Genomic DNA, 22,907 nt, shown 5'->3' on the forward strand with positions numbered 1-22,907 from the left:
GCCACCGCGGGCCGGGGACGCGCCGGAGCCCTTGCGGGAGGCGGCTCCACGGCTCGCCGACCCCTTGCCGGCACCACCCCCGGAGCGCGTCGAGCGGGCAGCCGTCGTCGTGCGGCGCGAGCGCGAGGCGGTCCGGGAGTCGGAGCGGGGGGTCGAACGCTTCGGGGAGGTCGTGCGGGTACGTGAGTCGGCCACCCTCGCAGGGTAGGCGCCTCCGGCGACAGGGCCTCGCCCCCCACGCCGGACCCTCCACGCTTGAAGGGCGCGAGCATGAAGGGTCTATGCTTCACCGTCATGGGTGAAGGTCAGGGACTCATCGTCATCACGGCGGACCAGCGGGCCTCGCGCCGCCATGCCGACGCGGTGCCCGGCGCGCTGGAGGCCCTCGCCGCGCTCCCCACCGCCACCCTCCCGGGGAGCCTCCCCTTCGAGCGCACCGCCGGTGACGAGATCCAGGGGGTCACGCCCAGCGCCGAGGCCGCTGTGGACACGATCGGCACCCTCCTGCGCACCGGCCAGTGGCAGGTCGGCATCGGCCTGGGGCCGGTCGAGGAGCCCCTCCCCCGGTCGGTCCGCTCGGCGCGCGGCCCGGCGTTCATCGCGGCCCGCCGGGCCGTGGAGCGCGCTCATCGCTGCCCGCAGGACCTCGCGGTGGACGCCAACGTGGGCGTTGACGAGCCGGCGGAGGGCGGGATCGAGCAGGCGGTGCTGGCCGCCGAGGGGGCCCTGTGGCTGTGGGCCGCCCTCCTGTCCCGTCGGACCGCGGAGGGTTGGGAGGTCACGGACCTGCTGGAGCGCTCCGACTCCCAGAAGGCGGTGGCCCGCACCCTGGGGATCAGCCCCTCCGCGGTCAGCCAGCGCCTGCGCACCGCCGGCTGGACCGAGGGACGCCGTGGCGGGATCCTGTGTGCCGACCTGCTCGCGGCAGCGGCCGGGCGAGCGGTCGGGAGCACCCGCACCGGCCCCGTCCCCGACGACGGGGGCGACGAGGACGAGGACGAGCGATGAACTGGCTGGACCCGAACGCCCTCCCCATCGTCCTGCTCTGCGGTGCCGTGGCGGCCGCCCTGGGCAGCCCGGTGGTCCGCTGGTTCCTGAACCGGGTGGAGTCGGCGGACCCGGACGGGTTGGAGCTGCCTGGTGGGCGGTGGATCGGGGTCCTGGAGCGCACCGCCGCCTTCGCCGCGGTGTGCGCCGGCTCGGAGTACGCCCTGACCATGATCGTCGCGGTGAAGGGACTGGGGCGCTACCCCGAGCTGCGCACCGCCAAGAGCGGCGCGGTTTCCGAGCGCTTCATCATCGGCACCTTCGCCAGCCTGCTGTGGGCCTGCGCCTGGGGTGGGATCGCTCGTCTCCTCCTCCTGCTCTCGACCTGAGCCGGAGCGGTGCACCGCTCCCCCGACCGGGCCAGGGGGACGCGCTCTGGCCGGAGGGGCCGGGACGACGAGGGGCCGGGAGCCGCACGGCTCCCGGCCCCCTCGTGCGGGGTGACCGTGGTCAGTCGATCTGGCGCACCGAGGTCAGGCCCAGGTCGGCGGCGTGCGCGGACTCGCTCGGCGGCAGGGCGCCCGCCCCGGCAGCCCGGACGGTGGCGCCCAGGGGCGCCTGGTTCGGACCGGTGCCGTAGATGCGCAGGTTGCGGTCCCCGCGGATCCATCCGTAGGAGATGAACCGGTTCATGGCGGCGACCGTCAGGCGCGCGCAGCCGTGGCTGTCCGGGTAGGGCGGGATGAAGGTGGAGCCGTGGATGGCGTAGCCACCAGGGGCGAAGAACCAGGGACGCCACATCTTCCCGAGCTGACCGTGGCGCCAGCCGTCCTCACCCGTGGTCCACATGCTGTACCAGGTGCCACGCGGGGTGACGGCGTGCGGGTAGTACTTGCCGTTGAACCAGTAGCCCTTGCCGTTGCCGGTGGAGGTGTTGTGGATCTCCACGACGCGGCCGTGGCGGACGTAGACCAGCAGCTGCTTGTCCAGGTCGATCTCGACCCACCGCCCGGAGGTGGCCCGGGGCACGAAAGGCTTCGGCGCGAAGAGCGCGGCCCAGGTCTGCGGGCCGACGACGCCGTCGGCGTACAGGCCGTTGGTCTTCTGGAAGGCGTAGACCGCCTGCTGGCACTGCGGGCCGAAGTAGGTGGTCATCGCGCCCGGCCAGCACTTGGCGGCCACGAGCCGCTTCTTCATCCAGAGGACGTACTGGCTCCTGGAGCCCCGGCGGAGCTTCGGTCGCCGGGCGGCCGCCGTCACGGCCTCGGCGGGCTCCCCGGCGAGGCCGGCGACCCCGACCGCTCCGAGCGCGCCAGCGCCCAGCATCAGCTGGCGACGGTCAACGGTGGCGTCGTGCAGGATGGCGTGCATTGGTTCTCCCCTCTCTCGCGCCGACCCGGCGAGGCATCCCCTCACCTGCCCCGTCCCCCTGGGGCGTCGGCTTGCAGCACCAGCCTAGCCAAGGTGGGCCGAGATGTCTCCCTCGCCGACCCACTGTGAGGAATCTGTGCACGAGCGCGCCGCCGCTGTGAGGGGCCTGTGAGCACTCACCCGATCTCCCAGCACCGGGTGTGCCAGTGCCGGCGGTCCTCGACGCCGAGCATGCCGTCATGGGGCCAGACCACGTAGTGGGGCACGGCCGAGGCGAGCTCCTGGTGACAGCCCGGGCAGCGGTAGACCCGCCCCTCGCTGTTCCCCCGGAGGGTGCGGACCACGAACTCCCGCCCGCCGCGCCACTCGGTGCGGTCGGGGGTGTGGGAGAGGGCGCCCAGCGGCGGTCCGCTGGCACCGATGGAGCGGCGGGCCCGGGCGCTCCCCCGGGACCCGCCGCGCCGTGCGCCCTTCCCCACCCGCTCAGGCCCCGAAGGGACGGTTCAGCGTGGCCCGCTCCACGAGCTCGGCCGCCGGGGCGAGCCCGGGGTCGCCGGTGGTGGCGAAGAGCTCGTCGACGATGTCGAGCACCCGGTCGGCGCCCCAGTGGTCGATCATCGCGAACGGCCCCATCGGGTAGCCGCAGCCGAAGCGCATGGCGCTGTCGATCTCCTCGGGCGTCGCGTAGCCGGACTGCGCCATGAGGACCGCCTCGTTGAGGAAAGGGCCCATGAGGGACTCCACCACGAGGCCCGGCTGGTCGCGGACGACGACCGGGGTGAGGCCGGCCGCGCCCAGGACCGCGCGGAGCGTGGCGAGCACCTCCGGCGAGGTGCCGGCCAGTCGGCCGAGCTCGATGACCCGACCGGCGGGGGTCGCGTCGTGGAGCACGCCCCGCACCGAGGCGTCGTGACGACCGGTGAGGGCCGCGACCTCCACCGCACCGTCCGCGGAGAGGCTCACGACGGCCGCGCCCTCGGGCAGCACCCGACCGAACTCGATCAAGAGCTCGGTGAGCTCGGCGTCGTGCTCCGCCAGCGGGACGTCGACCAGCCACTCGTCCTCGGGCTCGGCGACCTCGGCCGCCTCCACGACGACCTGCACGCCGGCCAGCGCAGAGAGGTCCGCGGTCGCCGCCTCGATGCGGACGACCTCCACCCCCGCGCCGGCCAGCGCCGCCGCGAGGTCGTCGGCCCGCTCGCCGGCGCCGACGACACCGACCGAGGTCACCTCGCGCGGGGTCGCGGGCGCAGCGGCCCGGCTCTCCTCGGCCGCCTTGGCCTCGGGCGAGTAGGGGTAGAAGCCGACGCCGCTCTTGCGACCCAGCAGGCCCGCGCGCACCATCGTGGCGAGCTCCTGGCTGGGGGCGTGCATGTCCTTGTGCGTCAGCGCGTGGATGACGCCGCCGATCTCGCTGCAGACGTCCAGGCCCACGAGGTCCATGAGGGCCAGCGGGCCCATCGGCAGGCCGGCGCCCACCTGCATCGCGGCATCGAGGTCCTCGCGGCTCACGACGCCGTCGAAGTACAGCTGGCCGGCGCGGTTCATGTAGCCGAAGAGCAGGTGGTTGGCCACGAAGCCGGCGCGGTCGGCGACGACCACCGGCACCTTGCCGATCCGCTCGGCGAGCTCTCGCACGGCCTCGACGACCTCGGGGTCGGTCACTGCGGTGCGGATGACCTCCACGAGGCGCTGCACGGGGGCCGGGTTGAAGAAGTGCATGCCCACCACCCGCTCCCGGCGCTCGGTGACCGCGGCGATCTCGGTGACCGAGAGGCTGGAGGTGTTCGTGGCCAGGATGGCCCCGGGCCCGGTGACGGCGTCGAGCCGACGCATCACCTCGCGCTTGACCTCCATGCGCTCCGGGACGGCCTCCACCACGAGGTCCACCTGCGCCAGGTCCGCCAGGTCGGTCGTGACGGTCACCGCCTCCAGGGCGGCGCGACCGGCGGCCTCGTCCAACCGCCCCCGGGCCACCGCTCGCTCCACCGAGGCGGTCAGCAGCCCCCGCCCCTGCTCGGCGAGCTCCGCGGTCGTCTCGACCCCCACCACGGGCACACCGCCCCGGGCGAAGACCTCGACGATGCCGGCGCCCATGGTGCCGAGCCCGACCACTCCCACCGACTCAATGCGCATCATGTCCCCCACTGTGCCACGGCGCATCCAGGGCGTTCCGGGGGGCGTCGCCTAGAGTGCGCCCCGTGCGTCTCGTCATCGCCCGCTGCCAGGTCGACTACACCGGAGCCCTCACCGCCCACCTCCCGCTGGCCACCCGCCTGCTGGTGGTGAAGGCCGACGGCTCGGTGCTCGTGCACTCCGACGGGGGCTCGTACAAGCCCCTCAACTGGATGACCCCGCCGTGCACGCTGATGGAGTCCGAGCCCTCCGAGGAGCTCCGCGAGGAGGGGGTCCGGCAGGTGTGGACCGTCCGTCACGCGAAGTCCGGCGACCAGCTCGTCGTGCACCTCCACGAGATCCTCCACGAACACAGCGAGGAGCTCGGCGTGGACCCCGGGCTGGTCAAGGACGGGGTGGAGGCGCAGCTCCAGAAGCTGCTCGCCGAGCACGTCACGACGCTCGGTGACGGGTGGTCGCTCGTGCGCCGCGAGTACATGACCGCGATCGGACCGGTGGACCTCCTGTGCAAGGACGCCAGCGGCACCACCGTCGCGGTGGAGATCAAGCGCCGCGGCGGGATCGACGGCGTGGAGCAGCTGACCCGCTACCTGGAGCTGCTGAACCGGGACCCGCACCTGGCCCCGGTGCAGGGCGTGTTCGCCGCCCAGGTCATCAAGCCCCAGGCCCGGGTGCTCGCCGAGGACCGCGGCATCCGCTGCGTCACCCTCGACTACGAGGCGCTGCAGGGCATCGACGACGCCGAGGCACGTCTCTTCTGAGGGTTCCCCGGTCCTTCGGGGCGCACGAGGACACGCACGTGTGATGGGGTGGCCCCATGGTCAACCTCACCCGCATCTACACCCGCACCGGCGACGACGGCACGACCGGGCTGGGCGACTTCGGCCGCACCCGCAAGGACGACCCACGGCTGATCGCCTACGCCGACTCCGACGAGGCCAACGCCGCCCTCGGTGTCGCGATGCTGCACGCCGACGACCGGGCGGACATCGCCGCGGTGGTCCGTCGGGTGCAGAACGAGCTCTTCGACGTCGGGGCGGACCTCTCGCTCCCTCTGCGCGCCAGCTACGAGTACGAGCCGCTGCGCGTCACGCAGGAGTGGATCGACGACCTCGAGGCCGACTGCGACCGCTTCAACGAGGAGCTCACGCGGCTCACCAGCTTCATCCTCCCCGGGGGTGGCCCGCTCTCGGCGCACCTGCACGTGGCACGCACGGTGGTCCGTCGCGCGGAGCGCGCGGCCTGGACGGCTGTCGAGGTGCACGGCAGCGACCCTGCGGCGGAGGACGCCCCCAAGGGCACCGGTGGCGTCTCCCCGCTGCCGGCGAAGTACCTCAACCGGCTCTCGGACCTGCTCTTCATCCTCGCGCGCAGTGCCGCGGGGGCCGAGGGTGACGTCCTGTGGCAGCCCGGTGGGGGCCGCCAGGCCTGAGGCCACCGTCCGCTGACGCAGGAGGGGCCCGCCGGTGGCGGGCCCCTCCTGCGTACCGTCAGAGCGAGAACCGGACGGCGTGCCCCGGGGGCAGCGTCTCCTGCCAGGCCCGCAGGGCCCGGCCGTCCCCGGGGGTCAGCGCGAGATCGACGCTGGTGCTCTCCCCGCCGAGCACGGTGCCCCGGGCGCGCACCCAGCGGCTCCCGGGCGTCGGCCCGGTCTCCTCCAGGAGCTCCAGCTCGATGCTGGTCCGTTCCACGGCCAGCTGCGGCCGGGTGCTGAGTCCCCACAGGGGGTGCAGGGCCAGGGCCCGCGGTCCGAGGCGGACGAGGACGGTCCCGGACTCGTCACCCCGCCGGAACACCCCGACGACGGTCGAGTACCCCCCGGCGATGCGCCACCGACGCCAGCCGCTGAAGCCGATCCAGAGGAGCGTCAGGAGGAGGGCGAGAGCGAGGACGATCTCGACGAGCGTGAGTGCGTCCTGCGCCACCGCGGTCAGGCCGGCAGGGTGCTGGCGTCGACCTGCTCGGCCACGATGGTGACACGGTCGGAGTCCACGGAGAGGAAGCCGGTGTTGATCTGGACCTCCTGCTTGCCACCGGCGGTGTGGATGCCGACGGTGCCCTCGGTCAGCGCGCCGAGCAGCGGGGTGTGGCCCGGCATGATGCCCAGCTCACCATCGGTGGTGCGGGCGGTCACCATGGAGGCCTCACCGCTCCACACCTGGCGGTCCGCGGCAACGAGGTCGACGGTCAACTGGCTCACCGGCATCTCCTAGGGGTCTGCAGGGTCTGGGCCTGCGTCGTCTGGGGCACCGGCCACGCGACCGGTGGGGTCATCCTACGCGTCCCGGCGCCCCTCCCCGACAGGTGGCAACACCCACCCGTGGCGGCGGTGGGAGGATGCGCAGCATGTCTGCTGCGACCGAGAGCACCCGCCCGACGAACCCCGACTTCATCGAGGTCTACCCCGACGCCCTGAGCCCGGAGCTCTGCGACCAGATCATGGCCGCCTTCGAGGCCAGCCCGCACCAGCGCCCGGGCGCCACCGGCGGCGGCGTGAACAAGGAGATGAAGGACTCGGTGGACATCCACATCACCGGGCGCCCCGAGTGGCAGGCCCTCGAGGCGCAGCTCGTCCAGGCTGCGAGCCGCTGCCTCGTGCAGTACGTGCGCACCTATCCCCACACCCTCATCGCCCCGCTCGTCTTCCAGCACCAGGCGCCGGACGGGACCGTGACCCGCATCGACGAGGACCGGATCGCCCAGATGTCGGACCAGGAGATCATCGACCTGGCCGGCGCGGCGCTGCGCCCCGGGGGCATCAACATCCAGCGCTACACGGCCGACTCCGGCGGGTACCCCTACTGGCACTGCGAGACCATGCCGAAGGACTCCTCGCACGAGAGCCTGCACCGGCACTGCCTGTGGACCGCCTATCTCAACGACGAGTTCGAGGAGGGAGCCACCGAGTTCCTCTACCAGGACCGCAAGGTGGAGCCGAAGAAGGGCGCCCTGGTCATCGCCCCGGGTGCCTTCACCCACACCCACCGTGGGAACCGCCCGGTCGGTGGCGACAAGTACATCGCCACCTCCTGGTTCCTCTTCCACCGCCGCTGAGCCCAGCGCCCCATCCCCACGCTGACGGGGCCGGCCGGCACGCGAGAGGCCCCGTCGACCAGCTGGTCGACGGGGCCTCTCGCGGGTGCTGTGGGGTCAGCTGTTCTTCTCGAGCTCGTGGGCGTTGCGCTCCACGTCCTCGAGGCCACCGCACATGAAGAAGGCCTGCTCCGGAAGGTGGTCGAACTCGCCGTCGGCGATGCGGGTGAACGCGTCGATCGACTCGGCCAGCGTGACCGTCGAACCCTCGATGCCGGTGAACTGCTTGGCGACGTAGGTGTTCTGGGAGAGGAAGCGCTGGATGCGGCGGGCGCGGCCGACGAGGATCTTGTCCTCCTCGGAGAGCTCGTCGATACCCAGGATCGCGATGATGTCCTGCAGCTCCTTGTACTTCTGCAGGATGGACTTCACGCGGACCGCGGTCTCGTAGTGGTCCTTCGCGATGTAGCGCGGGTCGAGGATACGGCTGGTGGAGGTCAGCGGGTCCACGGCCGGGTAGATGCCCATCGCCGAGATCGGGCGCGAGAGCTCGGTCGTGGCGTCGAGGTGGGCGAAGGTGGTCGCCGGGGCCGGGTCGGTGTAGTCGTCGGCCGGCACGTAGATCGCCTGCATGGAGGTGATCGAGTGACCACGGGTCGAGGTGATGCGCTCCTGGAGCACGCCCATCTCGTCGGCCAGGGTCGGCTGGTAACCCACGGCGGAGGGCATGCGGCCCAGCAGCGTGGAGACCTCGGAACCGGCCTGGGTGAAACGGAAGATGTTGTCGATGAAGAGCAGGACGTCCTGGTTCTTCACGTCACGGAAGTACTCGGCCATCGTGAGGGCCGAGAGGGCGACGCGCAGACGCGTGCCCGGCGGCTCGTCCATCTGGCCGAAGACCAGGGCGGTCTGGCCGAGGACGCCGGCCTCCTCCATCTCCACCATGAGGTCGTTGCCCTCACGGGTGCGCTCACCGACACCGGCGAACACCGACACACCACCGTGGTTGCGGGCGACACGGGCGATCATCTCCTGGATGAGCACCGTCTTGCCGACACCGGCACCACCGAAGAGGCCGATCTTTCCACCCTGGACGTACGGGGTGAGCAGGTCGATGACCTTGATGCCGGTCTCGAACATGGTCGTCTTGGACTCGAGCTTGTCGAAGTCCGGGGCCGGGCGGTGGATGCCCCAGCGCTCGTTGACCTCGAGCTGCTGACCGGGCTCCAGGTTGAGGCAGTCACCGGTGGCGTTGAAGACCTTGCCGAGGGTGACGTCGCCGACCGGCACCGAGATGGGGCCGCCGGTGTCGCGCACCTCGGCGCCGCGGACCAGGCCGTCGGTCGGCTGCAGCGAGATGGCGCGCACCATGCTGTCGCCGATGTTCAGCGCGACCTCGAGGTTGAGCGTGGAGGTCTCGCCGTTCATCTCGACGTCGACCTGCAGCAGGTTGTAGATGGACGGCACGGCGTCCGGCGGGAACTCGACGTCGACGACCGGCCCGATGCTCCGAGCCAGACGTCCGACGGCGCCGGCCTGCGGGGCGCTGGCCGTCGTCTCCTGAAGGGGGGTGGCGTTCATGTGATCAGTTTCCTTCTTGTCCGTCACTGCTCGGGTCACTTGGAGTCGGAGAGGGCGGAGGAACCGCCCACGATCTCGCTGATTTCCTGCGTGATGTCGGCCTGACGCGCCTGGTTGGCCAGTCGCGTGTAGTCCTTGATGAGGTCGTCCGCGTTGTCGGTGGCTGCCTTCATGGCCCGCTGGCGGGCAGCGAGCTCGGAGGCCGCCGACTGCATGAGCATGTTGAAGATCCGCGAGGAGACGTACTGCGGGAGCAGCGCGTCCAGCACCTCGTCGGCACTCGGCTCGAAGTCGTACTCGGGGACGAGGCCCTCCTGCTCCACCGGGGCCGCGCTCGCGTCACCGTCGAAGTGGTCGTCGGCCTCCACGACCTCCAGCGGCAGCAGCCGCGCACCGGCGACCTCCTGGGTCACCATGGTGCGGAAGCGCGTGTAGACCACGTGCACCTCGTCCAGGCCACCCTCCTCGGAGGGGGTCAGGAAGGCCTCAATGAGGGCGTCGGCCACCTCGCGGGCGGCCTCCACGGTGGGGGCGTCGGAGAACCCCGCCCAGTTCCGCGCCCAGTCGCGGTTGCGGAAGCGGAAGTAGTTCTCCGCCTTCCGCCCCACCAGGTAGGGCACGACCTCCAGGCCCTGCTCCTCCAGGTGCTCGCCGAGCCGGTCGGCGAACTTCATGGGGCCCGCCGGGTAGCCGCCGGCCAGACCGCGGTCGGAGGTGATGACCACGACACCGGCGCGGCGGCGGTCGGTCACCTCCGTGGTCAGCGGGTGGTCCTCCTGCGAGTGGGTCGCCACGGCGGAGACCGCCTGCGTCAGGGCCCGCGCGTAGGGAGTGGTCTCGGCCACCTTCTGCCGGGCCTTGGCAACGCGGGATGCCGCGATGAGCTCCATGGCCTTGGTGATCTTCTTGGTGGCCTTGACGGACTTGATGCGTTGGCGGTACTCCCGCTGCCCCGCTGCCATGTCGTTCCGCCTTCCGGTGGTCAGTGCCTTGGTCGTCTGGTCCCCGCCGCGGCGGGATGGTCCCTGTGGGGACCGGCGCCGTGTGCCGGCGCAGCTGGAGGGTGGCCGGGGCCTGGTCGACCCCGGCCACCGTCTCAGCGCTTGGCCTTGCGGATGCGCTCCTGGTTGATGTCGCCGTCCTCGATGTCCTCGAGGTTCTCCTCGTCCGAGCCCGGGCGGATGCCGCCGTCCTCGGAGGTCTGGAACTGGCGCTTGAAGGTCGCCACGGCGGACTTCATCTCCGCCTCGACGTCCTCGGAGAGCTTCCCGGTCTCGATGATGCTCGAGAAGATGCCGCCGTGCTCGCGGCGCAGGAAGTCCAGGAACTCGGACTCGAAGCGGCGGACGTCCTCCACCGCCACGTCGTCCAGGTGGCCGTTGGTGCCGGCCCAGACGACGGCCACCTGCTCCTCGACGTCCATCGGGGAGGACTGCGGCTGCTTGAAGAGCTCCACCATGCGCTCACCACGCGCCAGCTGCGCCTTGGAGGCTGCGTCCAGGTCGGAGGCGAACATGGCGAAGGCCTTCATTTCCTCGTACTGAGCCAAGTCCGTGCGCACGCGGCCGGCGACCGACTTCATGGCCTTGATCTGGGCCGAGCCACCGACTCGGGACACCGACACACCCACGTTGATGGCGGGGCGGACACCCGAGTTGAACAGGTCGGACTCGAGGAAGATCTGCCCGTCGGTGATCGAGATGACGTTCGTCGGGATGTAGGCCGAGATGTCGCCGGCCTTGGTCTCGATGATCGGCAGCCCGGTCATGGAACCGGCACCCATGTCGTCGCTCAGCTTGGCGCAACGCTCCAGCAGCCGGCTGTGCAGGTAGAACACGTCACCCGGGTAGGCCTCACGGCCCGGCGGGCGGCGCAGCAGCAGCGACACGGCGCGGTAGGCCTCGGCCTGCTTGGAGAGGTCGTCGAAGACGATGAGGACGTGCTTGCCGTCGTACATCCAGTGCTGGCCGATGGCCGAGCCGGCGTACGGGGCCAGGTACTTGAAGCCCGCCGCGTCGGAGGCCGGGGCCGCGACGATGGTGGTGTACTCCAGCGCGCCGTTCTCCTCGAGGGTGCGACGCACCTCGGCGATGGTCGAGCCCTTCTGGCCGATCGCCACGTAGATGCAGCGCACCTGCTTGGTCGGGTCGCCCGACTCCCAGTTGCGGCGCTGGTTGAGGATGGTGTCCACCGCGACGGTGGTCTTGCCGGTCTGGCGGTCACCGATGATCAGCTGACGCTGGCCACGGCCGATCGGCACCATCGCGTCGACGGACTTGATACCGGTCTGCATCGGCTCGTGGACCGACTTGCGGTCGACGACCGAGGGGGCCTGCAGCTCGAGGGCGCGACGACCCTCGGCCTGGATCTCGCCCAGCCCGTCGATCGGCTGACCGAGCGGGTTCACCACGCGGCCCATGAAGTTGTCGCCCACCGGGACGGAGAGGACCTCACCGGTACGGCGGACCTCCATGCCCTCCTCGATGCCGGCGAAGTCGCCCAGGACGACCACACCGATCTGGTGGACGTCCAGGTTGAGGGCCAGGCCCAGGGTCCCGTCAGCGAACTCGAGCAGCTCGTTGGTCATCGCCGAGGGCAGGCCCTCGACGTGCGCGATGCCGTCACCGGCGTCGGCCACGCGGCCGACCTCCTGGGTGGCGGCCGCCTGCGGCTCGTAGGACTGAACGAACGAGTCCAGCGCGTCCCGGATCTCCTCGGGACGGATCGACAGCTCCGTCATGATCTCTCCTTGATGGGCCGCTGCGGGCCCGGGTCTGTGTCTCGGCCGATGTTCTTGTCGGTGGGGCGGACCAGGCGCTCAGTAGCGCCCGACCATCCCCTCGCGAGCCTCGGCCAGGCGGCGCGAGACGGTGCCATCGATCACGTCCTCCCCGATCTCCACCCGGACGCCACCGATGACGTCAGGGTCGATCTCGGTGTGGAGCGTGACCTCACGGCCGTACTGCTGGGCGAGCGCGGAGCGCATGCGCTCGCGCTGCTCGTCGGTGAGGGGTGCGGCGACATGGGCCACGGCGATCAGCCGGGCCGCACGGGCCGCCGCGATCTCGCGGTAGGCCTGCAGGGCGAGGTCGAAGCGCAGGGACTTCGCACCGCCCACGGCCTGCTCGACCAGGCGTCGGGTCTCCGGGGTGGCCCGGTCACCGAGCACGCGGTCGACGAGCTCGATCTTCCGAGACCGGTCGATCCGTCGGTCGCTGAGGGTGGACCGCAGCTCGGAGTGCTCCATGAAGCGCTCCTGGACCTCGAACAGCTCGTCGGACACGCGCTCGGCGTGTCCCGCCTGCTCTCCGGAGGCCAGCACGGACTCCACACCGAGGCGGATGATCGCCTCGCCGAGGTCCCCCTCGGTGCTCCACCGCTGACCGGCCACGGCGATGATCACCGCGCGGGCCGACTCGGAGAGCGAGGTGAAGACCTTCGCGGCGAGACCGGCACGGTCCTCCCCGGAACGGGTCGGGTCACCCAGCGCGCGGCGCAGAGCAGCGTTCTCGGCGAGCACGTCGGCCGCCCCGAAGAGCTGGTCGGCCAGCTCGAGGCCGGTGGCGCCGGAGCGCACCTGCTCCTCGAGCACCTCGCGGCTCGCGGCGTATGCGCTGATCGAGGTCCCCTGCATCAGCGGACCCCAGCCGAGTCGGCCCCGGTGGCCTTCCCGGACTCGAGCTCGGCCAGGAAGCGGTCGACCAGACCCTTCTGACGGGTCTCGTCCTCCAGCGACTCACCGACGATGCGGCCGGCCAGGTCGGTCGACAGACGACCGACCTCACCACGCAGCTCGACCTGCGCCTGCTGGCGCTCGGCAGCGATCTGCTTCTGGGCGGTGTCGAGGACGCGCGCGGCCTCGACCTCCGCCTGCTGACGCTTCTCCTCGCGGATGGCGTCGCCCTCCTCGCGGGCCTTGTCCCGGACGGCGTTCGCCTCAGCGCGGGCCTCAGCGAGCTGGGACTCGTACTTCTGGCGGGCTGCCTCGGCCTCGGCCTCGGCCTGCTCGGCTCGGGCCATGCCGCCCTCGATGGCATCGCGGCGCTCGGCGTAGGCCTTCTCCATGGCGGGCACGAAGAACTTCGAGGCCACGAAGAGCACGATGCCGAAGGCGATGAGACCGAAGACCAGCTCGGGCAGGTGGGGAAGCAGCGCGTCGGTCCCGCTACGACCCTCCCCGGCGGCCAGCACACTCACGTTGTGCACGGTGACTCCTTCAACGGATTCGACAGGGGGTGCGTGGCGCCGATGGCGTCACGCGGGTGGACGTGAATCCGTCAGTTCAGGATGAAGGTCAGCACGAACGCCAGGATGGCGAGCGCCTCGGCGACGGCCATGCCCAGGATGGCGATCGGCTGCAGGAGACCACGGGACTCCGGCTGGCGAGCGACACCGTTGATGTAGGCGGCGAAGATGAGACCGACGGCCAGGGCCGGGCCCAGGGTGGCGATGCCGTAACCGACGAGGTTGAGGTTGCCGTCCATGTTGTTTCCTCTTTCCTTGGGACCTGCGCGGTCCTTCCGAGCAGGCTGGGATTCAGGGGGATGTTCAGTTGTGGGTCAGGAAGTCTGGTCGCGGCCGGGCCGCGGGTGGGGGCGGACGGTCAGTGGTCGTCCGCCAGGGCGGCCCCGATGTAGGAGGCCGACAGCAGGGTGAAGACGTACGCCTGCAGGCACTGGATGAGGATCTCGAAGAAGGTCATGAGCAGACCCATGATCCAGGAGCCGGCACCGGCGATCGCCATGAGCGGGCCGGAGTTCACGAGGAACCAACCACCCATGATGAAGAGCGCGAGCGCCATGTGCCCGGCGAGCATGTTGCCGAAGAGTCGCAGGACGAGGGTCAGCGGCTGGGTGATGGTCTTGGAGACGAACTCCAGCAGGAAGACCACCGGCACGATCGGGGCCGGGAGACCGGAGGGCACGAAGGTCTTGAGGTAGCCGACCAGGCCGTGCTGCTTGATGCCCGCCACGTGGTAGGTCAGGTAGACCACCAGGGTGAGGGCCAGCGGGAAGGCGATGGAGGACATCGTCGGCATCTGGACCGGCGGGATGACACCCAGCAGGTTGTTCACCAGCACGAAGACGAAGAGCGAGAAGATCAGCGGCAGGTAGGGCTTGAACTTCTGGCCGCCGATGAGGTCGCGGGCGATGTCGTTGCGGGCGAAGTTGTAGATGCCCTCGGTGACGAACATGCCCTTGCTCGGGACGACCGCGGCACGCTTGGCGGCCCACAGCATCCAGGCCACGAGCAGGCCCGTGACGAGCACGATGACGAGCATGCCGCGGGTGAACTCCAGGCCGCCCACCTCGAAGAGCGGGAGCCAGAAGTCGTTGGTGCTCGGCGAGTGGAACTCGACCTCGGCCAGCTGGGCCGGTGCGTGGCTCACGTGCAACTCCTCCACGGGGTTCATGGGTCACGACCCCGATCACGTGCGCCGATGCACGGGGTCCGACGGAACGGGTCCCAGCGGCCGGCTCACGGCCGGGCCGATATCGCTCCCCCGAGCACCGGAAAGGTGCGGCGGTGAGCGGGCCTCGACCCTGAGGCTCCGTCGTTGTCAGGGGTCACCATACCTGAGGATCACCACCCACAAGGACATCCCCACCCCGAGGAGGACGCAGACCGCGGTGAGCCATTCCCACCCGGTGAGCTCGGCGGCGAACCACCCGAGCGCGGCGAAGGCGAGGATGGAGGTGAGCAGGGTCCCCAGAACCGCGGCACCGAGGTCGGAGCCGGCCGATCCCCCGCGCCGCCAGAGCTCCGCCTCGGCGGGGTCCTCCGGCTGGTCGTCCCCCACCCAGGGGCCCTTGTAGGGGGCGGTCGTCGGCGTGTCGCGGGTGTCGTCGCGCCCCGGCCCGTCGTGCCGCCGGTCGTCCGGTCCGGCCATGGATCAGCCCTCCCCGTCCGCGCTCGGGCGCTCCGGGGCCACGGGGGTCAGCGCGTGGCGCCCCCGCGCGTACCCGAGGACCACACCCGCCTGCCACACCACGACGACAATCCCGCCGACCAGCGTCTGGGCCGCACCGCGGGGCCACGGGAGCATCAGGACCACGGCCGCGAAGAGCCCCACCTGCGCGAAGAAGACCAGCAGCCCCATGGGCAGCACCAGCGCCCGCGGGCCCTCGAGGATGATCCGCACCATGACCAGGCCGCTGGTCAGGACGATCACCGCCACGAGACCGATGCCCAGCGCCGCGATCGCCTGCTCCCGACCGGAGACGAGCCCGGCGACGAGGACGCCGGCCAACGTCGCCACGGCCCCGGCGGTCACCCCGTACCCGACCATGAGCACGAAGGGGTCACGCCGCCACGCGGGACTCACCGGGGCCCCCGGGTCATGAGGGCAGGGATCGCCCAGGTGACCAGGACCGCCAGGAGGATGCCTCCGGCCAGGGTGGCTGCGGCGAGCTCGAGCACCAGGTAGTTGAAGGAGAGCACTCCCCCGGCCACCACGGCCACCCACAGGTAGAGGGTCAGCACGGCGCCCCGGTGCGAGTGCCCCAGGCGCAGCAGCTGGTGGTGCAGGTGGCGGGCGTCGGCGTCCCAGGGGCGCAGCCCGGCCCGAGTGCGGCGGATGATGGCCAGCACCATGTCCACCAGCGGGATCGCCATGACCGCCACCGGGACCGCGACCGGGAGCATGACCGCCGCGGCCTGGGACGCCCCGCTCACCGAGGCCGGGTCGATGGTGCCGGTCAACGAGATGGAGGCCGCCCCCACCAGGAGCCCCAGCAGCAGCGAGCCGCAGTCCCCCATGAACAGTCGCGAGGGGTGGAAGTTGTGGGGCAGGAAGCCGGCCGTGACCCCGACGAGCGCCGCGCAGAGGAAGGTGGCCGTGGAGAACACGTTCGGCGGGTCGTAGGTGTGGGAGAGCTCGTAGCTCCACACGAGGAAGGCGGCCGACGCGATCCCCACGACCCCGGCCGCGAGCCCGTCCAGGCCGTCCACGAAGTTCACCGCGTTCATCGTCCCGACCACCACGAGCACGGTGAGGATCACCATCACCGGCGTGGGCAGGATGGTGTACCCGAAGATCGGCAGGCTCACGAGCATGACCCCGTGGAGGCTGAGCACGAGCGCGGCGGCCACCTGGCCCCCGAGCTTGAGGGACCAGTCCAGGTCCCACTTGTCGTCGGCGGCGCCGACGAGGGTCACGAGCCCGGCGGCCAGCAGGACCCCGCGCAGCTGGGCGTCCTGGTAGACCTGCGAGAGATAGGGCAGCTGGGAGGCCACCACGGCTGCCGCGAGGAGCCCCAGGAACATCGCCAGCCCCCCGAGCCGCGGCTTCGGGCGCACGTGGACGTCACGGTCCCGCACCGGGGTGATGGCTCCCGCGTGCACGGCGAACCAGCGCACCCAGGGGGTCACCCAGAAGGTCACCCCGAGGGCGGTCATGAGCACGAGGAGGTACTCACGCACCGGCACTCTCCTCACCCGCGGCGGAGCTGCGGCGCCCGCCCGACGGGCGCACCCGCCGGACCGGCAGCGGCATCAGCGCGCGTACGCCGGGAAGCGCGCGGTCAACTCGTCGACCTGCGCGCGCAGCTCGCGGCTGACCGCCGACCCGCGGTCGGCGTCACCCTCGGTGACGGCGCGGTGGATGAGATCGGCGATGACCTGCATCTCCTCGACCCCCATGCCCTGGGTGGTGACGGCCGGGGTGCCCACGCGCACGCCGGAGGCGAGCATCGGCGGGGCCGGGTCGAAGGGGATGGTGTTCTTGTTGAGCACGAGGCCCGCGGCGTCGCAGCGCGCCTCGGCGTCCTTGCCGGAGACGTCCAGTCCGCGCAGGTCGTGCAGCGAGAGGTGCGTGTCCGTGCCGCCGGAGATCGGCCGCAGACCGTGCTCACCCAGCGCGCTCGCGAGCTTCTTGGAGTTGTCCAGCACCTGCTGGGCGTACTGCTTGTACTCCGGCTGCATGCACTCGTGGAAGTTCACGGCCTTGGCCGCCACCGCGTGCATCAGCGGGCCGCCCTGCATCATCGGGAAGACGGCCTTGTCGATCTTCGAGGCGAACTCCTCCTTGCAGACGATGGCACCACCACGGGGTCCTCGCAGCACCTTGTGGGTGGTGAAGGAGACGACGTCGGCGTGCGGCACCGGCGAGGGGATGACCCCACCGGCGACCAGGCCGATGAAGTGGGCGGCGTCCACCCAGAAGATGGCGCCGACCTCGTCGGCGATCGCCCGGAAGCGCGCGAAGTCGATGAGCCGCGGGATGGCCGAGCCGCCCGCGAGGATGATCTTGGGGCGGTGCTCCTTGGCCAGGCGCTCCACCTCGTCGTAGTCGATGTGCTCGGTCTCGGCGTTCACGCCGTAGTGGACGGCGTTGAACCACTTGCCGGAGAAGCTCACCTTGAACCCGTGGGTGAGGTGCCCGCCGTGGTCCAGGCTCATCGCCAGGATGGTGTCGCCGGGCTTCGCGAAGGCACCGTAGACGGCCTGGTTGGCCGAGGCACCGGAGTGGGGCTGGACGTTCGCGTGGTCGGCACCGAAGAGCTGCTTGGCGCGCTCGATGGCGAGGTTCTCGGCCTTGTCGACCTCGGAGCAACCGCCGTAGTAGCGCTTCCCGGCGTAGCCCTCGGCGTACTTGTTGGAGAGCGTGGAGCCCAGGGCCGCGAGCACCGCGGGACTGGTCTGGTTCTCGCTGGCGATCAGCTGGATGCCCGTGCGCTGGCGCTCGAGCTCGCTGAGCAGGATGCCGGCGATCTCGGGGTCCTGGCTCTGCAGCAGGTCGAAGTCGGGACCGTAGAAGGTCGGCTCGCTCATCGGGTGCTCCTGTCGTCGTCACGGCGGGTGTCGGGGGCGTCGTCGGTGGTCACCGAGTGCCCACCACGCAGCGTACGGGGCGAGGCCTCGGGGATCTCGTGCCCTTCGGTGTCCACCCCCACGATGTCGAAGTTCTGGTCCACCGGCAGCGCCACCGTGCGCAGGGTGCTCGCGGTCGGGGCGTGCGCCTGCGCGATGCCGTCCTCACCGCGATCGGCCTCCGCCGGGGCGGCCGGGACGTCCTCGGGAGCGTCCGGGGCGGCGGACCCGTCGGCAGGATCCTCCGCGGCGCGCTCCTGCCGCTCCAGCTCGGCCAGCCAGGCGAGCTGCTCCTCCTCCTCGCGGCGACCGGCCTCCTCGTCGAGCTCCTCGGTCGGCGGCAGCTCCGGGTCGACCCCGGGGCCGGGGGCGGTCCCGTCGGCCTGGGCGACCGGCGGCTGCGGCGCCGGCTCGGGGGCCATGCTGCGCCCCTCCGCCTTGAGCTGCTCGGCCAGCGCCTCCCGGTCGGCCTCCGGCTCGGGCTCCGAGGGGGACAACCGCAGGTGGACGTCCTCGCCGAGCACCTCCTCCAGGCGCTCCACGGACAGCGCGCCCAGCCGCAGGATGACGGGGCTCGGCCGGGTGCAGTCGAGGATGGTGGAGGGCCGGTTGCCGGGGGTGGGTCCGGCGTCCAGGTAGACCTCGGCGGCCGGACCCAGCTGGGTGGCGGCCTCCAGCACGCTGGTGGCCGCCGGCTGGCCGGTGATGTTGGCGCTGGTGACGGCCAGCGGACCGGTCCGGGCCAGGAGGCGCAGGGCCAGGTCGTGGTCGGGCATGCGCAGAGCGACGGTGCCGTTGGTGTCGCCCAGGTCCCAGGAGAGGGAGGGCTGCGCCTGCACCACGATCGTGAGCGGGCCGGGCCACAGCTCCTTGACCAGGCGCTTCACGTAGGGCTGCAGCTCGGCGCCCAGGCCGTCCAGGGTGCGCTGGTTGGGCACGAGGACCGGCGGCGGCATCGCGGCGGTCCGCCGCTTGGCCGCCAGGACGTTGGGCACGCCGTCCGGGTGGAAGGGATCGGCAGCGACGCCGTAGACGGTGTCGGTGGGCAGGACGACGACCCGTCCCTCGGCCAGCGAGGCGACGGCGGCCTCGAAGGCCTCGTCACGCTGCTCCTCGGTCGGGTCGATGCAGTCGAACACCGGGCTCATGCGGGCACTCCTCGTTCCCTCCACTGCGGTCGGGGCAGTCTGTCACGTCGCGGTGCCCGGACGCAGTCCGCCTACCCTCGTCCCATGATCCGTGACGACGAGGCCCCGGCCGCCGAGCGACTGACACGCGAGCAGCTCGAGCGCACGGCCCGCGCGGGTGAGCGACTGGTCGGGGGTGACGCCGCGGATCTCGACCTGCGCGGCGCCGACCTGGCCGGGCTCGACGTCCGAGGAGGCACCTGGGCGGGAGCCCGGCTGGACGGCGCGGACCTCACCGACGCACGCTTCACCGAGGTGGACCTCCAGGGCGTGACGGCCCCCGACGCCCTGCTGGCCGACACCCGCTTCGAGCGCTGCCGGCTCACCGGGGCGCAGCTCGCCCACCCCCGCGGGCTCGGGTTCATCCTGCGCGGCGGGACCGCCTTCGGGGCGGACCTCAGCGGCACCTGCCTGCGGGAGAACTTCTTCGAGGGCACCCGCCTCACCGAGGCGGTGCTCCGGGGCGCCGACCTGCGCGGGGCCCGCCTGGACGGCTGCGACCTGCTCGGGGCGGACCTCCACGGCGCTCGGCTGGACGGCGCCGACCTGCGCGCCGCCCGCGTGCCCGACGACCTGGCACTGGCCGACCTGGAGGGGGCGGTGCTCACCCCCGCACAGGTGGCCCGCCTCGTCGCCGCCCAGCTGGGGATCGTCGTCCTGGAAGGCTGACCCCTTCCCCCGCTCAGGGACGCACGGCCTCCACGAAGCGGGGACGCCCGGCCAGGTCCCGGTGGTCGCGGACCCCTGCCCACCCCCGGTCCTGCAGGGCGGACGGCAGGCTCTCCCCCTGGGTGTCGTCGTGCTCCATGAGCAGGGCTCCCCCCGGACGCAGGAGCCGGTGGGCCCAGTCGACGAGGGCCAGCGGGAGCGCCAGCCCGTCCTCGGACCCGCCGTACAGGGCGAGCTCCGGGTCGTGCTCCCGCACCTCGGGGTCGGCGGGCACCGCGCCGGCCGGCACGTACGGCGGGTTGCTCACCACGAGGTCGACCGCCCCCTGCAGCTCGGGAAAGGAACCCACCGCATCCCTCACCCTGAGGTCGAGAGTGAACCCGCTGCGCTCCGCGTTGCGACCGGCGAAGCCGGCGGCCACCGGGTCGATCTCCGCGGCGTGCAGCCGGATCTCGCGGTCGACCGGGACCCGGCCCCGATCCTGCACCCGCTGGGCGATCCCCAGCACCAGCGCACCGCTGCCGGTACAGAGGTCCACCAGCTCGAGCGCCGGTCGAGGCCCGGGACCCTCGGCCGTGGCCCACTCCTCCACCCGCTCGGCGGCCCGCTCGGCCAGCAGCTCGGTCTCCGGCCGGGGCACGAACACCCCCGGCCCCACCTCCAGCTCGAGCCCCGCGAAGTGCGCCCGCCCCAGCACGTGCTGCAGGGGCTCCCGGGCCTCCCTCCGGGCGACCCAGCCCTCCAGGGGGGTGCACAGATCCGGCGGGAGACGACGGCCCAGCAGGGCCAGCCGGTGCACCTCGCCGAGCTCCACCTCCAGCACGCCCGCCACGAGCTGGGTGGCCTCGGAACGCGGGCTGGCGCAGCCAGCGACCGCCAGACGGCGAGTGATGTCCTCGACGAGCTCCCGCAGCCCGGGGCCGTCGCCCCCCGGGCGGGGGCCGGACACGGGGTTCACTCCTGCCCCGCCAGGAGCCGCGCCTCGTGGTCCGCCACGAGGGAGTCGACGACGGGGTCGATCTCCCCGTCGAGCACGGCCGGGAGGTTGTGGGACTTGTACCCCGTCCGGTGGTCGGCGATGCGGCTCTCCGGGAAGTTGTAGGTACGCACCCGCTCGCTGCGGTCGACGGTGCGGACCTGCGCCCGCCGCGCCTCGGAGGCCTCGGCCTCGGCCTCCTCGACCGCCATGCGGTGCAGGCGGGAGACCAGCACGCGCAGGGCGGCCTCCTTGTTCTGCAGCTGGGACTTCTCGTTCTGGCAGCTCACGACCAACCCCGTCGGCAGGTGGGTGATGCGCACGGCCGAGTCGGTGGTGTTGACGCTCTGGCCGCCGGGTCCGCTGGAGCGGAAGACGTCGACCCGCAGGTCGTTCGGGTCGATCTCCACCTCGGTGTCGTCGTCGACCTCCGGGAGCACCATCACCCCGGCCGCCGAGGTGTGGATCCGACCCTGGGACTCGGTGACCGGCACCCGCTGCACCCGGTGCACACCCCCCTCGTACTTCAGCCGTGCCCACGGCGACTCCCCCGGCTCGGACGCCCCGCCGCCGCGGATGGCCAGTCGTGCCTCCTTGACCCCACCCAGGTCCGACGGGGTGGACTCGAGCACGACCGCCTTCCACCCCCGCCGCTCGGCATAGCGCAGGTACATGCGCAGCAGGTCCCCGGCGAAGAGCGCGGACTCCTCACCGCCCTCCCCCGCCTTGACCTCCAGCAGGACGTCCCGCCCGTCGTCCGGGTCGCGCGGCAGCAGGGCCCGGGTGAGGGCCTCGCGCGCCCTCTCGAGCTCCGTGGCCAGGTCCTCGACCTCGGCGGCGAAGGCAGCGTCCTCCTCCGCCAGCTCACGTGCGGCCCCGAGATCGGCCTCCAGGGACTCCACCCGGCGCGCCGCCCGCACCACCGGTTCCAGCGCCGCGTACTCCCGGGACGCCGTCCGCAGCGCCCCGGGGTCACCGACGACCTCGGGGCGGGACATCTCGGCCTCGAGGCGGGCGTGCTCGGCCAGAGCACGACGCAGGGCCTCACTCATGGGGAGATCTCCTCGTGGGACGGGTGCGGTCGGCAGCGGGTCCGTGCCCACCGCCTGCGGACGTGGAACGAGCGACGGCCGGGACACCGCATGGTGTCCCGGCCGTCAGCTGGAGAAGTCTCAGTCGGCCTTCTTGCCGTAGCGCTGCTGGAAGCGCGCGACACGACCACCGGTGTCCAGGATCTTCTGCTTACCGGTGTAGAAGGGGTGGCACTGGCTGCAGACGTCGACGCTCATGCGGCCACCCTCCTTCGTGCTGCGGGTGGTGAAGGTGCTGCCGCAGGTGCAGACGACCTCGGTGGTGTCATACGCGGGGTGAATGTCCTTGCGCATGGTGATCTCCTCGGAATGGGCGGGGTCCGGGTCGTCCGCGTGCCCGTGTGGACGGATCGCCGCGTGCAGCGCCCAGCGGGCTGGGCCGTGCGTGACGTGAACCGGATGCAACGGGCCATTCTGCCACGCGCACCACAGCCAGCGGAAATCTCGACCACCCCGCCGTCTCCACCCTCCCGGGCCGGACGGGCTCCGACCGGGGGCGGTCTCGCCGGGTCCGCACTCCCGACACTCCACCCCTGGGACCACGCGGGGACCACGCGTGCGGCCTAGAGTCGGCGCCATGACGGACATGCTCCCCGACTCGCAGTGGCTCTGGTGGCTGGGCGCCGCCCTGGCCCTGGGTGCCATCGAGATGCTCACCCTGGACCTGATGTTCCTGATGCTGGCCATCGGTGCACTGGTGGCCGTCCTGGCCGCGGCGATCGGCGTGCCCTTCACCGCCCAGGTCGTCGTCTTCGCCCTGAGCGCCCTGCTCCTGCTGCTCTTCGTCCGTCCCAGTCTGCGACGCCGGCTCGACGAGTCCATCCCCCACGCCCCCACGAACGCCGCCGGCCTGATCGGCCAGGAGGCCCGCGTGGCCGAGCCCGTCACCGAGCTGGCCGGCACGGTCAAGCTCGCCGGGGAGATCTGGACCGCCCGCCCGGCCTGGGGCGGCGAGACCTTCGCCGTCGGCGAGGTCGTGCGGGTCGCCGAGATCGACGGAGCCACCGCCCGCATCGAGCGCGTGAACCGCGCCGACACCCTCTGACCCGCAGCACCCACCCCCAC

27 protein-coding genes are annotated in these 22,907 nt (G+C 71.9%); 7 read left to right on the top strand and 20 right to left on the bottom strand.

What is annotated here, in order from left to right:
• Positions 1–294 precede the first annotated feature (294 nt).
• Positions 295–1,008 (top strand): hypothetical protein, encoded by a 714-nt coding sequence (locus CFT82_RS02435; protein WP_200815026.1) that lies wholly within the window; start codon positions 295–297, stop codon positions 1,006–1,008.
• On the top strand, positions 1,005–1,376 hold the full coding sequence (locus CFT82_RS02440) for a hypothetical protein (protein WP_088817491.1): 372 nt from the start codon (positions 1,005–1,007) through the stop codon (positions 1,374–1,376). Before CFT82_RS02435 ends, CFT82_RS02440 begins: the two co-directional genes overlap by 4 nt.
• A gap of 121 nt (positions 1,377–1,497) precedes the next feature.
• On the opposite strand, the gene CFT82_RS02445 is transcribed toward CFT82_RS02440, so the two are convergent.
• The 3 genes from CFT82_RS02445 to CFT82_RS02455 all read right to left on the bottom strand — a co-directional run bounded on the left by CFT82_RS02445 (position 1,498) and on the right by CFT82_RS02455 (position 4,497).
• Complete coding sequence (locus tag CFT82_RS02445) at positions 1,498–2,358, bottom strand: L,D-transpeptidase family protein (RefSeq protein ID WP_088817492.1); 861 nt, start codon at positions 2,356–2,358, stop codon at positions 1,498–1,500.
• A gap of 176 nt (positions 2,359–2,534) precedes the next feature.
• Positions 2,535–2,837, bottom strand: a complete 303-nt coding sequence (locus CFT82_RS02450) for a hypothetical protein (protein WP_234994237.1) — start codon at positions 2,835–2,837, stop codon at positions 2,535–2,537.
• A gap of 4 nt (positions 2,838–2,841) precedes the next feature.
• The gene (locus CFT82_RS02455) at positions 2,842–4,497 is read right to left on the bottom strand and encodes a 3-hydroxyacyl-CoA dehydrogenase NAD-binding domain-containing protein (RefSeq protein WP_088818287.1); all 1,656 of its coding nucleotides are present in this window, start codon (positions 4,495–4,497) and stop codon (positions 2,842–2,844) included.
• A 62-nt stretch (positions 4,498–4,559) separates the two neighbouring features.
• Between CFT82_RS02455 and nucS the strand changes: the two genes are divergently transcribed.
• Both nucS and CFT82_RS02465 read left to right on the top strand, forming a co-directional pair.
• A complete protein-coding gene (nucS, locus tag CFT82_RS02460) occupies positions 4,560–5,255 on the top strand; it encodes an endonuclease NucS (RefSeq protein ID WP_088818288.1) in 696 nt (231 codons plus the stop codon).
• A 56-nt stretch (positions 5,256–5,311) separates the two neighbouring features.
• Positions 5,312–5,926 (top strand): cob(I)yrinic acid a,c-diamide adenosyltransferase, encoded by a 615-nt coding sequence (locus CFT82_RS02465; protein ID WP_088817493.1) that lies wholly within the window; start codon positions 5,312–5,314, stop codon positions 5,924–5,926.
• Positions 5,927–5,984: 58 nt separating this feature from the next.
• On the opposite strand, the gene CFT82_RS02470 is transcribed toward CFT82_RS02465, so the two are convergent.
• Complete coding sequence (locus CFT82_RS02470; protein ID WP_159461827.1) at positions 5,985–6,419, bottom strand: DUF2550 family protein; 435 nt, start codon at positions 6,417–6,419, stop codon at positions 5,985–5,987.
• Positions 6,420–6,424: 5 nt separating this feature from the next.
• On the bottom strand, positions 6,425–6,694 hold the full coding sequence (locus tag CFT82_RS02475; RefSeq protein ID WP_088817495.1) for a F0F1 ATP synthase subunit epsilon: 270 nt from the start codon (positions 6,692–6,694) through the stop codon (positions 6,425–6,427).
• A gap of 146 nt (positions 6,695–6,840) precedes the next feature.
• Between CFT82_RS02475 and CFT82_RS02480 the strand changes: the two genes are divergently transcribed.
• Positions 6,841–7,548, top strand: coding sequence for a 2OG-Fe(II) oxygenase (locus CFT82_RS02480; RefSeq protein WP_234994238.1), 708 nt, complete (start codon positions 6,841–6,843; stop codon positions 7,546–7,548).
• A 96-nt stretch (positions 7,549–7,644) separates the two neighbouring features.
• On the opposite strand, the gene atpD is transcribed toward CFT82_RS02480, so the two are convergent.
• From atpD to CFT82_RS11825, 12 genes are all read right to left on the bottom strand, one after another.
• Positions 7,645–9,108 carry a F0F1 ATP synthase subunit beta gene (gene atpD / locus CFT82_RS02485; protein WP_088817497.1) on the bottom strand — a complete coding sequence of 488 codons (1,464 nt, stop codon included), beginning with the start codon at positions 9,106–9,108 and terminating at the stop codon, positions 7,645–7,647.
• Between the two features lie 35 nt (positions 9,109–9,143).
• Entirely contained in the window at positions 9,144–10,070 is a 927-nt protein-coding gene (locus CFT82_RS02490; protein WP_088817498.1) for a F0F1 ATP synthase subunit gamma, read from the bottom strand.
• Positions 10,071–10,204: 134 nt separating this feature from the next.
• The gene (gene atpA / locus CFT82_RS02495; RefSeq protein ID WP_088817499.1) at positions 10,205–11,848 is read right to left on the bottom strand and encodes a F0F1 ATP synthase subunit alpha; all 1,644 of its coding nucleotides are present in this window, start codon (positions 11,846–11,848) and stop codon (positions 10,205–10,207) included.
• Between the two features lie 78 nt (positions 11,849–11,926).
• On the bottom strand, positions 11,927–12,742 hold the full coding sequence (locus CFT82_RS02500) for a F0F1 ATP synthase subunit delta (protein WP_088817500.1): 816 nt from the start codon (positions 12,740–12,742) through the stop codon (positions 11,927–11,929).
• The gene (locus CFT82_RS02505) at positions 12,742–13,314 is read right to left on the bottom strand and encodes a F0F1 ATP synthase subunit B (RefSeq protein WP_088817501.1); all 573 of its coding nucleotides are present in this window, start codon (positions 13,312–13,314) and stop codon (positions 12,742–12,744) included. Before CFT82_RS02505 ends, CFT82_RS02500 begins: the two co-directional genes overlap by 1 nt.
• A gap of 71 nt (positions 13,315–13,385) precedes the next feature.
• On the bottom strand, positions 13,386–13,592 hold the full coding sequence (locus CFT82_RS02510; RefSeq protein WP_088817502.1) for an ATP synthase F0 subunit C: 207 nt from the start codon (positions 13,590–13,592) through the stop codon (positions 13,386–13,388).
• Positions 13,593–13,711: 119 nt separating this feature from the next.
• Positions 13,712–14,497 carry a F0F1 ATP synthase subunit A gene (atpB, locus tag CFT82_RS02515; protein ID WP_088818289.1) on the bottom strand — a complete coding sequence of 262 codons (786 nt, stop codon included), beginning with the start codon at positions 14,495–14,497 and terminating at the stop codon, positions 13,712–13,714.
• Between the two features lie 171 nt (positions 14,498–14,668).
• Complete coding sequence (locus tag CFT82_RS02520; RefSeq protein WP_088817503.1) at positions 14,669–14,998, bottom strand: AtpZ/AtpI family protein; 330 nt, start codon at positions 14,996–14,998, stop codon at positions 14,669–14,671.
• Positions 14,999–15,001: 3 nt separating this feature from the next.
• Positions 15,002–15,433, bottom strand: coding sequence for a hypothetical protein (locus CFT82_RS02525; RefSeq protein WP_143469456.1), 432 nt, complete (start codon positions 15,431–15,433; stop codon positions 15,002–15,004).
• Complete coding sequence (locus CFT82_RS02530; RefSeq protein WP_088817505.1) at positions 15,430–16,530, bottom strand: MraY family glycosyltransferase; 1,101 nt, start codon at positions 16,528–16,530, stop codon at positions 15,430–15,432. The genes CFT82_RS02525 and CFT82_RS02530 overlap by 4 nt, the downstream gene beginning before the upstream one ends.
• Positions 16,531–16,602: 72 nt before the next feature.
• Positions 16,603–17,880, bottom strand: coding sequence for a serine hydroxymethyltransferase (locus CFT82_RS02535; RefSeq protein ID WP_088817506.1), 1,278 nt, complete (start codon positions 17,878–17,880; stop codon positions 16,603–16,605).
• Entirely contained in the window at positions 17,877–19,067 is a 1,191-nt protein-coding gene (locus tag CFT82_RS11825; RefSeq protein WP_088817507.1) for an L-threonylcarbamoyladenylate synthase, read from the bottom strand. The genes CFT82_RS02535 and CFT82_RS11825 overlap by 4 nt, the downstream gene beginning before the upstream one ends.
• 84 nt (positions 19,068–19,151) lie before the next feature.
• Here CFT82_RS11825 and CFT82_RS02545 point away from each other — a divergent pair, with 84 nt between their 5' ends.
• The gene (locus CFT82_RS02545; protein ID WP_088817508.1) at positions 19,152–19,775 is read left to right on the top strand and encodes a pentapeptide repeat-containing protein; all 624 of its coding nucleotides are present in this window, start codon (positions 19,152–19,154) and stop codon (positions 19,773–19,775) included.
• A 13-nt stretch (positions 19,776–19,788) separates the two neighbouring features.
• Here the strand turns inward: CFT82_RS02545 and CFT82_RS02550 are convergent, their stop codons facing one another.
• The 3 genes from CFT82_RS02550 to rpmE form a co-directional block, all read right to left on the bottom strand.
• A complete protein-coding gene (locus tag CFT82_RS02550; RefSeq protein ID WP_234994239.1) occupies positions 19,789–20,724 on the bottom strand; it encodes a N5-glutamine methyltransferase family protein in 936 nt (311 codons plus the stop codon).
• A gap of 5 nt (positions 20,725–20,729) precedes the next feature.
• Complete coding sequence (gene prfA, locus CFT82_RS02555; protein WP_088817509.1) at positions 20,730–21,803, bottom strand: peptide chain release factor 1; 1,074 nt, start codon at positions 21,801–21,803, stop codon at positions 20,730–20,732.
• Positions 21,804–21,923: 120 nt separating this feature from the next.
• Positions 21,924–22,136 carry a 50S ribosomal protein L31 gene (gene rpmE / locus CFT82_RS02560; RefSeq protein ID WP_088817510.1) on the bottom strand — a complete coding sequence of 71 codons (213 nt, stop codon included), beginning with the start codon at positions 22,134–22,136 and terminating at the stop codon, positions 21,924–21,926.
• A 283-nt stretch (positions 22,137–22,419) separates the two neighbouring features.
• Here rpmE and CFT82_RS02565 point away from each other — a divergent pair, with 283 nt between their 5' ends.
• Positions 22,420–22,887, top strand: a complete 468-nt coding sequence (locus CFT82_RS02565; protein ID WP_234994240.1) for an NfeD family protein — start codon at positions 22,420–22,422, stop codon at positions 22,885–22,887.
• Positions 22,888–22,907 lie beyond the last annotated feature (20 nt).

Origin of the sequence: Kytococcus aerolatus, assembly GCF_900187395.1 — a bacterium.
In the GTDB taxonomy this organism is placed as follows: Bacteria; Actinomycetota; Actinomycetes; order Actinomycetales; family Dermatophilaceae; genus Kytococcus; species Kytococcus aerolatus.